Source organism: Sphingomonas sp. 1185 (assembly GCF_040544655.1).
Taxonomy (GTDB): domain Bacteria; phylum Pseudomonadota; class Alphaproteobacteria; order Sphingomonadales; family Sphingomonadaceae; genus Sphingomonas.
The window spans coordinates 40,330-53,652 of record NZ_JBEPKL010000004.1; the positions used below are offsets into that span (position 1 = coordinate 40,330).

Genomic DNA, 13,323 nt, shown 5'->3' on the forward strand with positions numbered 1-13,323 from the left:
CGCGGTTGGGCATCCTATCTGCTGGGCCATGTTCGACCTCGATTCCTATCTCGCCCGCATCGCCCTTCCCTCGCGCGTGACCGTCGATGCCGAAGGGCTGGCGCGGTTGCAGCGCGCGCACCGGCTGGCCATCCCGTTCGAGAATCTCGACGTCCGCCTCGGCCGTCCGATCGCGATCGACAGCGCCAGCGTCTTCGCCAAGCTGGTCGGGGCCCGGCGCGGCGGATATTGTTTCGAGCAGAACCGGCTGCTCCTCGACGTGCTGGCGGCGCATGGCTTTGCCGCGCGGCCGCTCCTGGCGCGGGTCTGGCTGCGCGCGACCGACGTGCCGCCGACCACCCATACGTTCAGCCTCGTCCATATCGATGGCCAGGACTGGATCGCCGATGCGGGCTTCGGGGGCAGCTATTCGCCGCCGATGCCTTTGGTCGACGGGGCGGAGGCGAAGGGCCCCGACGGCGCGCGTTTCCGGCTGACCCGTGACGTCCAGCATGGCTGGATGCTGCTGCGCGACGGGCATCCGGGCAACACCGACGGCCGCTCGATGGGCGAGGGGTGGGAGCCGCAATACAGCTTCACCACCGACCATGTCTGGGATGCCGACCTGGCGATGGGCAACCACTGGACCTCGACCTATGAGGAGAGCCGGTTCCGCCTGGCCAATATCGTCAGCATCATCCTGCCGCGCGGCTTTGCGACGCTGACCGGCCGGCATTATCGCCGCTGCGTCGGGCAGGAGGTGACGGAAGGAACGATCACCGACCCACGCGTCTATCGGATGCGGATGAGCCTGATGTTCGGCATCGACCTGACTGCCGACGAAACCGCGACCCTGTTCGCCGAATAATCCCGAACCCCGTCCGCGAATCGCGCCGTCGCCCGGTGGCGGTGCGATTCGCGGTCGCGCCCGATCGATCTTCACCGAAATGCCGTCCGGCGGATGCTTGCCCGGACGGGTTGTCCCGTGCGCGCCGCGCCATCTGACGCCGATGAAATGGCGGCTTTTCAGGACATCGCACAGGCGCGCCCAATAATTCGCCATTTTGGGCAGAAATTTTTGCCCATTTAAGGGGCATTTTACCTTTGATCCCTATCCCTCCAAATGAATGCGGGGGAATTACAAATGAGTCGACCCTTAAACACGCCCCTTCACCCGTGCCAAGGCAAGCCGGGTGCAGCCGCGCGACAAGGGTGACTCCCGATTGGGATACGGAACCGGGCGCCGAAATCTTGACGATCGTCCCGATAGATAAGTGATCCTCGACGCAGGCGCGATCCTGCGCCGTCGAATCTTTGCTGCGAAGGATAAAATCATGTCGATCACGACAGTGATGGCAAGCGAGAATCTGTGCCTGCCGAACATCGGCACGCTTGCCGAGGAATTGCAGGCGGCCATCACGCCGGGCGCGACGGTCCGGCTGGATCTCTCCGAGGTCGCCGCCCCCGATCTGAGCGTCGTCCAGCTCGTCCAGGCGGCACGGGTCGGCGCGGCGGAGGTCGATTGCGATTTCGCCCTGGCGGCCCCGGCGGGCGAGTCCTTCCGCGCGCTTCTCAACCGGGCGGCCTTCCTGCCCCACCCCAACCCCGAACACAGCCAATTCTGGTTCCACGGAGATACGGACCAATGACCGCCTCGATCCTTACCGTTGACGACAGCGCCTCCCTGCGCATGGCGATCCGCATCGCGCTGACCGGCGCGGGCTATGCGGTGACCGAAGCCGCGGACGGCGTCGAGGGGCTGAGCAAGGCGACCGCGACCCGGTTCGACCTGATCGTCACCGACCTGAACATGCCCAATATGGACGGGTTGGAGATGATCCGCGCGCTGCGCCAGCAACCCGCGCAGGCGGGTGTGCCGATCATCTTCCTGACCACCGAATCGGACGACGCGATGAAGGCGCAGGCCAAGGCGGCGGGCGCGACCGGCTGGCTGGTCAAGCCCTTCCAGCCCGAACAGCTGATCCGCGTCGCGCAGAAGGTCCTCGCACGGTGAGCGGCGAGGATCCGACAGCCGCCTTCCGGATCGAGGCGGGCGAGCTTCTGGAGCAGGTCGAGCAGGGGCTGCTCGATCTGGGGCACCGGCTGGACGATATGGGCCTGGTCAATGCCGTGTTCCGGGGGCTTCACACGCTCAAGGGCTCGGGCGCGATGTTCGGCTTCGACAAGCTGGCGGCCTTCACCCATCACTGCGAAACCGCGTTCGACCGCGTCCGCAAGGGCGATGTTCGCGCGACGCCGGACCTGGTGTCGGTCATCCTGTCGGCGGGCGACCATATGCGCGCGCTGGTCGAGGGCGATGCGCCCGAGGCCGAGGGGCAGGCGATCCTGACCCGGCTGGCGGCGGCGGTCGATGCCGCGGCGGGCGGGGCTGGCGAAGTGCCCGCGCCCGTCGCCGCGCCGGTCAGGACGGGCTGGACGCTGTCCTTCCGCCTGCCGCCCGACGCGATGGCCAACGGCACCAATCCGCTGGCGCTGCTCGACGAGCTGCGCGAGCTGGGCGAGGCGACGATCGTCGCGCGGACCGACGAGATTCCCGCGCTCGGCACCTTCGAGCCCGGCCATTGCGTCGTCGGCTGGGACTGCACGCTGATCGGCGACATCTCGCGCGATGCGATCGAGGACGTCTTCCTGTTCGTCATGGACGATATGGAGATCACCATCGCCCCGCTGGCGGTCGAGGCGAGCGAGGAACCGGCGGTGGCGGACGAACCGGCGGCGGCATCGCCCGTCGCGGCTCCGGCCCCCGCGCCCGCCGTCACGGCCCCGGTCGCGGCGAACGACCAGCCTGCGCGCACCCCGGCCAACCGGTCGCAGGGCGAGCATGTCCGCGTCCCCGCCGAGCGTCTCGACGAACTGATGGACCGGGTCGGCGAGCTCGTCATCGCGCAGAGCCGCTTGTCGCAGCTGGCGGGCCATGGCCATGACCTGAGCCTGCGCTCCGTCTCCGAGGAGATCGAGCGGCTGGCGGGCGAGATGCGCGACACGATGATGATCCTGCGCATGGTGCCGGTCTCGACGCTGTTCGGCCGCTTCCGCCGCCTGATCCACGATCTGGCGATCGAGACCGGCAAGACGATCGAACTCGTCACCGAGGGCGAGACGACCGAGGTCGACAAGACGGTGATCGAGCGGCTGTTCGACCCGCTGGTCCATATCATCCGCAACAGTTGCGACCATGGGCTGGAACGGGCCGAGGACCGCCTCGCGGCGGGCAAGTCGGCCAGCGGCCTGATCCGCCTCAGCGCGCATCAGGCGGGCGGCGAGGTGCTGATCACCATCACCGACGACGGGCGCGGCATCGATGTCGAGCGGGTCCGTGCCAAGGCGGAGGCCAATGGCCTGATCCAGCCGGGGCAGGTGGTCGGTGAGGACGAGCTGCTGGGCCTGATCTTCCACCCCGGCTTCTCGACGGCGGCGCAGGTCACCAACCTGTCCGGGCGCGGCGTCGGCATGGACGTGGTCAAGCGCACGATCGAAAGCCTGCGCGGCTCGATCGACGTGAAGAGCGTGCCCGGCCAGGGTTCGACCATCACGCTGCGCATTCCGCTGACGCTGGCGATCATCGAGGGGCTGCTCGTCCGGGTGGGTGAGGGACGCTATGTCATCCCGCTCGCGGCGGTCGAGGAATGCCTGGAGCTGTCGCTGGAGGAGGATCTGCGTTCGCGCGGGCGCAGCATCATCACGCTGCGCGAGCGGCTGGTGCCGTTCCTGCGGCTGCGCGACCTGTTCGACACCGGGACCAAGCCCGACACCTATCAGAAGATCGTGGTGGTCGGCACCGGCCAGGAGCGGGTCGGCCTGGTCGTCGACCAGATCATCGGCAACCACCAGACGGTCATCAAGGCGATGTCGCCGCTTCACCGCAACGTCGCGGCCTTTGCGGGCGCGACCATATTGGGCGACGGTTCGGTCGCCCTGATCCTCGACATCGCCCAGCTGATCGCGCTGAGCCAGCCCAGGGAGGAGCGGCGTCTGGCCGCTGGATAAGCCCATGCCCTATCACAAAGTACCCCATTGGACGCCCGACCAGGGGCTGGAGGTCCTGACCTTCGGCCTGGGCGGAGAGACCTTCGCACTGGAGGCGGGCATCGTCCGCGAGATACTGGACATGATGCCGGTCACCGCAGTGCCGGGCGCCGATCCGCTGGCCGCGGCGGTCATCAACTTTCGCGGGCGCATCGTGCCGCTGGCCGATCTGCGCGGTTCGTTCGGGATGGAGGCGCTGAGCACCACCGCCGACAGCCGGATCATCGTCATCGAACTCGACCTGGACGGCAATCCGATCCTGATCGGCCTGACCGCCGACCGGGTGAACGAGGTGACCGTGCTGCATGCGGGCGATGCGGAGGAGGCGCCCGTCATCGGCATGCGCTGGCCGCGCGACCATGTTCGCTGCCTGGTCCGGCGCGAGGGCGACGTCGTCGTCCTGCCCGATCTGGCGGCCCTGTTCTCGCGTTTGACCGCCCATGCGACCGAGGCGGCAAGCATCCACTAAAACATACGACATATCAGCCATTTGCGCGGGGGGACAAAATCATGCGAGCAACGATAAAAATGAAACTGGCGGCCAGCTTTGCCGTCACGATATTGCTTTTGCTGGCCGTCATCGGCGTCGGCATCGCCAAGATGAACGCGCTGAACACGGCGATCACCGACGTCATCGCGGGCCCCGCCAAGCGGCTGGAGATCGCGCTCATGGTCAATGAGCGGATGAACAAGACGCTGCGCTTCGAAAAGAACATGGCGCTGACCAACGACGATGCGCTGACCCGCAAGTTCGACGAACAGGTCATGAAGGCGCGCAGCGAGACGCGCAACATGATCGCGACGGGGCTGAACATCGCCAGCGCCGACGGCAAGCCGCGCTGGATGCAGGTCCAGTCGCTCTTCGAGCAATATGTGCCGGTCAACGACCAGATCCGCAGCCTGGCACTGGTCAACAAGAATGCCGAGGCCGGACAGCTTTCGGTGTCCAAGTCGCGCGAGATCGCGGGCACCATGTCCGACCAGATCGACCAGATCGTCAATATCGCGCAGGACGCGATGAAGCAGGCCGATGCCGATACCAATGCGCAATATGAGCAGGCGCGCAACATCCTGCTGGCGACGGCGGTGGCGGCGATCCTGATCGCGATCGGTGCGGCCTTCTGGATCGCGCGCCTGGTGTCGCAGGGGCTGAGCAAGGTGTCGGTCGCGCTCGACGCGGTGGCCATCGGCGATCTCAGCCAGGATGTGACCGTCAAGACCAATGACGAGATCAAGGACCTGGTCGACACCGTCAATCGCATGACCGCCAATCTGCGCGAGAGCGCCCAGCTGGCCGATACGATCGCCAGCGGCGACCTGACCGTCAGCCACCAGCCCCTGTCGGACAAGGACGTGCTGGGCCATGCGCTGGTCTCGATGGTCGAGCGTCTGCGCGGCGTGGTGAGCGACTCGACCCAGGCGGCGCAGAATGTCGCGGCGGGGTCGCAGCAGCTGTCCTCCTCGTCGGAGCAGGTGAGCCAGGGCGCGACCGAACAGGCCGCCGCCGCCGAAGAGGCCTCGGCCTCGATGGAGCAGATGGCCGCCAACATCAAACAGAATGCCGACAACGCGACCCAGACCGAGAAGATCGCACGCCAGTCGTCGCAGGACGCCGAACAGAGTGGTGCGGCGGTGCAGAAGGCGGTCGTCGCGATGCGCACCATCGCCGAAAAGATCGGCATCGTGCAGGAAATCGCGCGCCAGACCGACCTGCTGGCGCTGAACGCGGCCGTCGAGGCGGCGCGCGCGGGCGAACATGGTCGCGGCTTCGCGGTCGTCGCCGCCGAGGTCCGCAAGCTCGCCGAGCGCAGCCAGTCGGCCGCGGCCGAGATCAGCGGCATGTCCTCGGACACCGTCGCCGCCGCCACCCAGGCGGGCGAGATGCTGACCAGGCTGGTCCCCGACATCCGCCGCACCGCCGAGCTGGTCGCCGAGATCAGCGCCGCGTGCCGCGAACAGGATATCGGCGCGGTCCAGATCAACGAGGCTATCCAGCAGCTCGACAAGGTCACCCAGCAGAACGCCTCGGCGTCCGAGCAGATCTCGTCCACCTCGGAGGAACTGGCCAGCCAGGCCGAGGAGCTTCAGGAAGGCATCGCCTATTTCCGCGTCGAGAAGGCCGGTGGCCAGCATGTGCGCAGCTCGGCGGTTCGCAAGCCGGTCGTCCAGCGCGCCGCGCCGGCCAAGAAGGCCAGCCCGGCCTCGCGATCCGGCTCGATCGCCGACCAGCAGGCGCGGGTGCGCGGCTTCGCGCTCGACCTGGCCAATGGCGGTCCCGACAGCGAGGACGCCGATTTCGGACGCGCCGCCTGATCGCTGCGTGACCGGGGGAGGCGGATCGCCTCCCCCACCCCCCCTTTTCCACCCGCAACGCCGACCGTCATCCGCGCGCCAAGACGCGGAGGCCCCGGCGTGCGTCCTTTTTTCCTCCTTGGGACATCACCATGCTGACGCTGTTCAACAATCTGTCGATATCGAAGAAGCTGACATTATGTCTGGGCGCGATCATCGCGATTACGGTCGGCGTCGACGGGGTGATCCTGTCCAATGCGGGCAAGGTCAAATCGACCACCGAGATCAACGAGCATACCTATAAGGTCATCGCCACGGCGGACGATATCGTCACCAATATGGTCAACCAGGAAACCGGCTATCGCGGCTATCTGGTGTCGGGGAACGATGACTTCCTGAAGCCCTATCACAAGGGCTGGACCGATTTTTCGCAGGCCTGGACCGAGGTCAAGGCGATGACCAGCGACAATCCGGCGCAGCAGTCGCGGCTGGACGATATCCGGCGGCTGGCGGAAAGCTGGCATAACGATGTCGCCGAAAAGGCCATCCGCCTGATGGCGCATCCCGAAACCCGCGAGAGCGCGCGCGCGCTGGAGAGCAGCGGTGCGGGCAAGGCGGCGATGGACCAGCTGCGTGGCCGGGTCGGCGAACTGGTCGCCACCGAACGCACCCTGCTCGCCCAGCGGCAGGAGGCGCAGCGGGACGCCTTCTCGACGATCACCCTGGCCATCTGGATCGGCATGGCGGCCAGCGTGCTGGCGGCGGTCGCGATCGGCCTGTTGATGACCCGCACGATCGCCCGCCCCATCGGCCTGTTGTCCCAGGCGCTGGCCCGCATCGCCGAGCCGCTGGCGACCAATCGCCGCGACGAGATCGGGCAGATGCAGGGCAGCGTCGGCGCGGTCGAGGGCGCGTTCGACCAGATTTCGGGCGTGCTGGATGCCGTGTCCAGGGGCGACACGACGGTCGGCATGACCCAGCGTTTCGGCGGCCTGACCGATCAGCTGAACGCCAATCTCGACGCGCTGCGCCGCAGCTTCGAGGGGATCGCCGCCATCGCCGGGGAGATTGCCGGGGGCGACCTGACCGTCCAGCCCAAGCCGCTGTCCGACCAGGACCGGCTGGGCCATGCGCTGGTCACGATGGTGGAGCGTCTGCGCGGCGTCGTCGGCGATGCGACCCAGGCGGCACAGAATGTCGCGAGCGGCAGCCAGCAGCTGTCGTCGTCGTCGGAACAGGTGAGCCAGGGCGCGACCGAACAGGCCGCCGCCGCCGAGGAGGCTTCGGCCTCGATGGAGCAGATGGCCGCCAACATCAAACAGAATGCCGACAACGCCACCCAGACCGAGAAGATCGCACGTCAGTCGTCGCAGGACGCCGAACAGAGCGGCGCGGCGGTACAGAAGGCGGTCGTCGCGATGCGCACCATCGCCGAGAAGATCGGCATCGTGCAGGAGATCGCCCGCCAGACCGACCTGCTGGCGCTGAACGCGGCGGTCGAGGCGGCCCGCGCGGGCGAACATGGTCGCGGCTTCGCGGTGGTCGCCGCCGAGGTCCGCAAGCTCGCCGAGCGCAGCCAGATGGCGGCGGCCGAGATCAGCGGCATGTCGTCCGACACCGTCACCGCCGCCGTCGAAGCGGGCGAGATGCTCAGCCGCCTCGTCCCCGACATCCGCCGCACCGCCGAGCTGGTCGCCGAGATCAGCGCCGCGTGCCGCGAACAGGATGTCGGCGCGGTCCAGATCAACGGCGCCATCCAGCAGCTCGACAAGGTCACGCAGCAGAACGCCTCGGCCGCCGAACAGATCTCGTCCACCTCGGAGGAACTGGCGAGCCAGGCCGAGGAGCTTCAGGAAAGCATTTCCTATTTCAACGTGGATGACCGCGACCGCGCCGGGTCCGCCCGATCGTCGCGTGCCGCCAAGCCGGCCGATCGCCGCGCCGCCGCCCGAAAGGCCAAGCCCGCGCCGCGTTCCCAGTCGGTTGCCGATCAGCAGGCCCGCGCGCACGGCTTCGCGCTCGACCTGAGCAATGGCGGCCCGGACGGCGAGGACGCCGAATTCGGACGCGCGGCATGAGCGCGCGCGGCGACATCCAGGTCGTGGTCTTCGGACTGGGGGAGGAGGAATTCGCGCTTCCCGTGACCAGCGTCCGCGAGATCCTGGACCATCGTCCGGCCTATCGGGTGCCGGCCGCGCCCGACTGGTTCCTGGGGCTGACCGATGTGCGCGGCCTGTCGGTGCCGATGGTCGACCTGCGCGCGCGGCTGGGCCTCTCGCCGGTCGAACCGACGCTGACGACCCGGATCCTGGTCGTCGACCTGGTCGGGGCGGGGGACGTGCCGCTCTCGCTCGGGCTGGTCGTCGACCGGGTGCTCGACGTCAGCATCTTCGCGGCGGACATGATCGAGGATTCGCCCGGTGTCGGCGGCCGATGGCGATCGCAGCAGATCGAGGCGATCCTGCGGCGCGGCACGGGCTTCGTCGCGCTGCTCGATCCCGGTCGGCTGTTCGCGGCGGACGATCTCGACGGCCCCATGTCCCTTGCGGCGGCGGCCTGACTTTCGGGGGCGGTATCGATCGATACCGCCCCGCTTCCTTTTTCAAGATCATAACCTCTTCGGAGCAGTAAAATGCGTTTCCATGCCTCGCTCAAGACCACATCGCACGTCGATGTCGCCACGATGGAAATCACCCGGTTGCAGCGCGCCTTCGCCCAGGGGCGGACGCAGGAGCGGGCCGATCTGACCGGCGCGACCGGCAAGGCGCGCGACATTCTGGTCGCGGTGAACGACATGATCGAAGCGGCGGCGTCCCCCGCCGCCGCCTTTACCCGGCGGCTGTCGCACATGGCCGCCGAGCATGATCGCGGCGATATCGACGCGATGCTGCCGGTCGACGATTTCCAGGGCGACCTCGCCACCGCCGCCCGCCTGGTCAACGACCTGGTCGCCAGCCATATCGCGGTCAAGAAGATGGCGATGGCCTGCGTCAAGTCGCTGGGCGAGGGCGATTTCGAGGCGCCGCTGGCGCCGCTGCCCGGCAAGAAGGCGTTCATCAACGACACGATCGAGCAGCTTCGCGGCAATCTGAAGGGCCTGATCGCCGAGATGAACACCATGTCGGCCGAGCATGATCGCGGCGATATCGACGTCTTCGTGCCGGTCGAGCGGTTCCAGGGCGACTTCGCGGCGATGGCCAAGGGCCTCAACGACATGGTGGCCAACCATATCGCCGCCAAGAAGAAGGCGATGGCCTGCATCAAGCAGTTCGGCGAGGGCGATTTCGACGCGCCGATGGAGCAGCTGCCCGGCAAGAAGGCCTTTATCAACGAGACGATCGAGCTGCTGCGCACCAATTTCAAGGCGATCATCGGCGAAATCCAGCGGCTGATCGCCGCCTCGACCGCAGGGCAGCTGAGCGAGCGGGGCGAGGCCCAGCGCTTCCCCGGCGACTTCGCGCGTCTGGTCCAGGGCATCAACGGGATGCTCGACGCGATCCTGCTGCCGATCGGCGAGGGCAACCGGGTGCTCAATCTCGTCAGCACGGGCTCGCTGCTCGAGCGGGTCGATATCGCGTGCGAGGGCGATCATCGCCGGATGAAGGATGCGATCAACAATCTGGTCGACAATCTGACCAGCTTTGCGATCAACGTGTCGGGCGCGGCGGACCTGGTCGCGGCGGGCAGCCAGCAGCTGTCCTCCTCGTCGGAGCAGGTGTCGGGCGGCGCGACCGAGCAGGCTGCGGCGGCGGAAGAAGCGTCGGCCTCGATGGAGCAGATGGCCGCCAACATCAAACAGAATGCCGACAACGCCACCCAGACCGAGAAGATCGCGCGCCAGTCGTCGCAGGATGCCGAGATCAGCGGGGCGGCGGTGCAGAAGGCGGTCGTCGCGATGCGCACCATCGCCGAGAAGATCAGCATCGTGCAGGAGATCGCGCGTCAGACCGACCTGCTGGCGCTGAACGCGGCGGTCGAGGCGGCCCGCGCGGGCGAACATGGTCGCGGCTTTGCGGTCGTCGCCGCCGAGGTCCGCAAGCTGGCCGAGCGCAGCCAGACGGCGGCGGCCGAGATCAGCGGCATGTCGTCGGATACGGTGGCGGCCGCGACCCAGGCGGGGGACATGCTGACCAGGCTGGTGCCCGACATCCGCCGCACCGCCGAACTGGTCGCCGAGATCAGTGCCGCGTGTCGCGAACAGGATATCGGCGCGGTCCAGATCAACGAGGCGATCCAGCAGCTCGACAAGGTGACCCAGCAGAACGCCTCGGCCTCCGAGCAGATATCGGGCACGTCGACCGAACTGGCGGGCCAGGCCGAGGATTTGCAGGAAAGCATCGCCTTCTTCCAAGTGGCGCAGGAGGCGCGTCCGGCGGCGGCCAAGTCGGCAGTGCGCAAGCCCGCGTCGCGTCCGACGGCGGCCAAGGCGCGGCCCGGCGGCGGACGTGCCGGATCGGTCGCCGACCAGCAGGCGCGCCTGCGTGGCTTCGCCCTCGACATGACCAGCGGCGGCCCGGACGGCGAGGATGTGGATTTCGGCCGAGTCGCCTGACGTCGCCATCGGGGGCGGGTATCGGGGGCGGGGCGTCGCATTGCCTCGCTCCCGGACGCCATCGCCGCGCAAGGCCGCGTAAAATCGGCACAAGAGCATCCGCTCTGAACCAATCCTTCATCAGTTGCCGGTTAATTGATGATCGAAATTTTATGGGTGATTCGAAACCACCTCGAAAGGTGGTTCTCACGGGGACTGACGATGCGCGCAACCATCAAGATGAAGTTGGCCGGGACGTTCGCGGTAGTATTGTTGCTATTGGCGGTGGTCGTCGGGGTCGGCATCTCCAAGATCAACGTTTTGAACAGCATGATCGCGGACATCATCGATGGACCGGCCAAGCGTATCCAGCTCTCGTTGACCGCCGATGGCGATATCGGCCGCGCGATCCGCGCCGAAAAGAACATGATGCTGACCCAGGATGCGGCGGCGAACCGCAATTTCGAGGCGCTGTTCGCGCAATATGACGCCAAGATCCAGGAAAGCCTGAACGGCGGGCTGAAGATCGCCACCGAGCAGGGGCGTCCGGTCTGGACCAAGGCGCTGGAGGAATGGCGCGCCTATAAGGCGGTCAGCGAGCGGGCGCGCGGCCTGGCGATGGAGAATCGCAATGCCGAGGCCGCGCAGATCTCGATGACCGAGGGGCGCACCATCGCCACCAATCTGAGCGAGACGCTGGGCAAGCTGGCGATCATCACCCAGGGGCAGATGGTCAAGGCCAATGCCGAGTCGGACGCGCTCTACGCATCGGCGCGCACCACCATGTTCACCACCGCCGCGGTCGCGCTGCTGATCGCGATCTGCGGTGCGGTGTGGATCGCGCTGCTGGTGTCCAACGGGCTGCGCAAGGTCGGCGAGGCCATGTCCGCAGTGGCCGAAGGCGACCTGAACAACGAAGTGTCGGTCCGCAGCAATGACGAGATCAAGGATCTGGTCGACACGGTGAACCGCATGACCGGCCGCCTGCGCGACACGATCACCCAGACCGCCCAGGCGGCGCAGAATGTCGCGAGCGGCAGCCAGCAGCTGTCCTCCTCGTCGGAGCAGGTGAGTCAGGGCGCGACCGAACAGGCCGCCGCCGCCGAGGAGGCTTCGGCCTCGATGGAGCAGATGGCCGCCAACATCAAACAGAATGCCGACAACGCCACCCAGACCGAGAAGATCGCGCGTCAGTCTTCGCAGGACGCCGAACAGAGCGGTGCGGCAGTGCAGAAGGCGGTCGTCGCGATGCGCACCATCGCCGAAAAGATCGGCATCGTGCAGGAAATCGCCCGCCAGACCGACCTGCTGGCCCTCAACGCGGCGGTCGAGGCGGCGCGCGCGGGCGAACATGGTCGCGGCTTCGCGGTGGTCGCCGCCGAGGTCCGCAAGCTCGCCGAGCGCAGCCAGACGGCGGCCGCCGAGATCAGCGGCATGTCGTCCGACACCGTCGCCGCCGCCACCCAGGCGGGCGAGATGCTGACCAGGCTGGTCCCCGACATCCGACGTACCGCCGAGTTGGTCGCCGAGATCAGCGCCGCGTGCCGCGAACAGGATATCGGCGCGGTCCAGATCAACGAGGCGATCCAGCAGCTCGACAAGGTCACGCAGCAGAACGCCTCGGCCTCCGAGCAGATCTCGTCCACCTCGGAGGAACTGGCCAGCCAGGCCGAGGAGCTTCAGGAAGGCATCGCCTTCTTCCAGGTCGACACGATCGGCCATGGGGCTCCCGCCCGCACGCCGCACAATCGCCGCCCGGCCTCGCGCCCGGCCGTCGCCAAGGTCAGGGCCAAGGCTCCGTCGTCCTCGCGGCCCGGCTCGGTCGCCGACCAGCAGGCGCGGGTGCGCGGCTTCGCGCTCGACCTGACCAATGGCGGCCCGGATGGCGAAGACGCTGAATTCGGACGCGCGGCATGAGCGCGGCGGGGGGAGACATCCAGGTCGTGGTCTTCGGTCTGGGGGACGAGGAGTTCGCGCTTCCCGTGACCGCGGTCCGGGAGATCCTGGACCATCGTCCGGCCTATCGGGTGCCCGCCGCGCCCGAATGGTTCCTGGGCCTGACCGATGTGCGCGGCCTGTCGGTGCCGATGGTCGATCTGCGGTCGCGGCTGGGATTGCCGCCGGTCGAGCCGACGCTGACGACCCGGATCCTGGTCGTGGACATGACCGGCGCGGGGGGCGCGCCGCTCGCGCTGGGGCTGGTGGTCGACCGGGTGCTCGACGTCAGCACCTTCGCCGCCGACTCGGTGGAGGGCTCGCCCGATATCGGCGGCCGCTGGCGGTCGCAGCAGATCGAGGCGATCCTGCGGCGCGGGGCGGGCTTCGTCGCGCTGCTCGACCCCGCCCGGCTGTTCGGCGCCGATGACGGGCCCGACGCGCTGGCGACCCTGGGCCTGGCGGCCTGATCCTTCTTGCAACCGGCCGCCCGGCGCGGCGGCCGGTCCCTTTCCTTCCGGCGAACAGGAGCCGACCCC

At 67.7% G+C, this 13,323-nt stretch carries 11 protein-coding genes; all 11 read left to right on the top strand.

Translation table 11 applies throughout. The features are described from left to right. Nucleotides 1-28: 28 nt before the first annotated feature. The 11 genes from ABIC44_RS04710 to ABIC44_RS04760 all read left to right on the top strand — a co-directional run bounded on the left by ABIC44_RS04710 (nt 29) and on the right by ABIC44_RS04760 (nt 13,254). A complete protein-coding gene (locus ABIC44_RS04710) occupies nt 29-847 on the top strand; it encodes an arylamine N-acetyltransferase family protein (protein WP_354293995.1) in 819 nt (272 codons plus the stop codon). Nucleotides 848-1,313: 466 nt separating this feature from the next. After that, nucleotides 1,314-1,628, top strand: coding sequence for an STAS domain-containing protein (locus ABIC44_RS04715; RefSeq protein WP_307102377.1), 315 nt, complete (start codon nt 1,314-1,316; stop codon nt 1,626-1,628). After that, entirely contained in the window at nt 1,625-1,993 is a 369-nt protein-coding gene (locus tag ABIC44_RS04720; RefSeq protein ID WP_307102379.1) for a response regulator, read from the top strand. The genes ABIC44_RS04715 and ABIC44_RS04720 overlap by 4 nt, the downstream gene beginning before the upstream one ends. Then, nucleotides 1,990-3,987 (top strand): chemotaxis protein CheA, encoded by a 1,998-nt coding sequence (locus tag ABIC44_RS04725; protein ID WP_354293997.1) that lies wholly within the window; start codon nt 1,990-1,992, stop codon nt 3,985-3,987. The genes ABIC44_RS04720 and ABIC44_RS04725 overlap by 4 nt, the downstream gene beginning before the upstream one ends. A gap of 4 nt (nt 3,988-3,991) precedes the next feature. Continuing rightward, entirely contained in the window at nt 3,992-4,495 is a 504-nt protein-coding gene (locus tag ABIC44_RS04730; RefSeq protein WP_309691920.1) for a chemotaxis protein CheW, read from the top strand. A 59-nt stretch (nt 4,496-4,554) separates the two neighbouring features. Next, nucleotides 4,555-6,339 carry a methyl-accepting chemotaxis protein gene (locus ABIC44_RS04735; protein WP_354293999.1) on the top strand — a complete coding sequence of 595 codons (1,785 nt, stop codon included), beginning with the start codon at nt 4,555-4,557 and terminating at the stop codon, nt 6,337-6,339. A gap of 131 nt (nt 6,340-6,470) precedes the next feature. Beyond that, a complete protein-coding gene (locus tag ABIC44_RS04740; protein WP_354294000.1) occupies nt 6,471-8,396 on the top strand; it encodes a CHASE3 domain-containing protein in 1,926 nt (641 codons plus the stop codon). Next, nucleotides 8,393-8,878, top strand: a complete 486-nt coding sequence (locus ABIC44_RS04745; RefSeq protein WP_307102387.1) for a chemotaxis protein CheW — start codon at nt 8,393-8,395, stop codon at nt 8,876-8,878. Before ABIC44_RS04740 ends, ABIC44_RS04745 begins: the two co-directional genes overlap by 4 nt. Before the next feature lie 72 nt (nt 8,879-8,950). After that, a complete protein-coding gene (locus tag ABIC44_RS04750) occupies nt 8,951-10,870 on the top strand; it encodes a methyl-accepting chemotaxis protein (RefSeq protein ID WP_354294002.1) in 1,920 nt (639 codons plus the stop codon). A gap of 201 nt (nt 10,871-11,071) precedes the next feature. Then, complete coding sequence (locus ABIC44_RS04755) at nt 11,072-12,766, top strand: methyl-accepting chemotaxis protein (RefSeq protein WP_354294003.1); 1,695 nt, start codon at nt 11,072-11,074, stop codon at nt 12,764-12,766. After that, nucleotides 12,763-13,254, top strand: coding sequence for a chemotaxis protein CheW (locus ABIC44_RS04760; RefSeq protein ID WP_307102393.1), 492 nt, complete (start codon nt 12,763-12,765; stop codon nt 13,252-13,254). The genes ABIC44_RS04755 and ABIC44_RS04760 overlap by 4 nt, the downstream gene beginning before the upstream one ends. Nucleotides 13,255-13,323 lie beyond the last annotated feature (69 nt).

What these genes read in the sequence shown, in the direction of transcription:
- ABIC44_RS04710 (WP_354293995.1), top strand. Translation starts at nt 29, where the DNA reads ATGTTCGACCTCGATTCCTATCTCGCCCGCATCGCCCTTCCCTCGCGC.
- ABIC44_RS04715 (WP_307102377.1), top strand. Translation starts at nt 1,314, where the DNA reads ATGTCGATCACGACAGTGATGGCAAGCGAGAATCTGTGCCTGCCGAAC.
- ABIC44_RS04720 (WP_307102379.1), top strand. Translation starts at nt 1,625, where the DNA reads ATGACCGCCTCGATCCTTACCGTTGACGACAGCGCCTCCCTGCGCATG.
- ABIC44_RS04730 (WP_309691920.1), top strand. Translation starts at nt 3,992, where the DNA reads ATGCCCTATCACAAAGTACCCCATTGGACGCCCGACCAGGGGCTGGAG.
- ABIC44_RS04735 (WP_354293999.1), top strand. Translation starts at nt 4,555, where the DNA reads ATGAAACTGGCGGCCAGCTTTGCCGTCACGATATTGCTTTTGCTGGCC.
- ABIC44_RS04740 (WP_354294000.1), top strand. Translation starts at nt 6,471, where the DNA reads ATGCTGACGCTGTTCAACAATCTGTCGATATCGAAGAAGCTGACATTA.
- ABIC44_RS04745 (WP_307102387.1), top strand. Translation starts at nt 8,393, where the DNA reads ATGAGCGCGCGCGGCGACATCCAGGTCGTGGTCTTCGGACTGGGGGAG.
- ABIC44_RS04750 (WP_354294002.1), top strand. Translation starts at nt 8,951, where the DNA reads ATGCGTTTCCATGCCTCGCTCAAGACCACATCGCACGTCGATGTCGCC.
- ABIC44_RS04755 (WP_354294003.1), top strand. Translation starts at nt 11,072, where the DNA reads ATGCGCGCAACCATCAAGATGAAGTTGGCCGGGACGTTCGCGGTAGTA.
- ABIC44_RS04760 (WP_307102393.1), top strand. Translation starts at nt 12,763, where the DNA reads ATGAGCGCGGCGGGGGGAGACATCCAGGTCGTGGTCTTCGGTCTGGGG.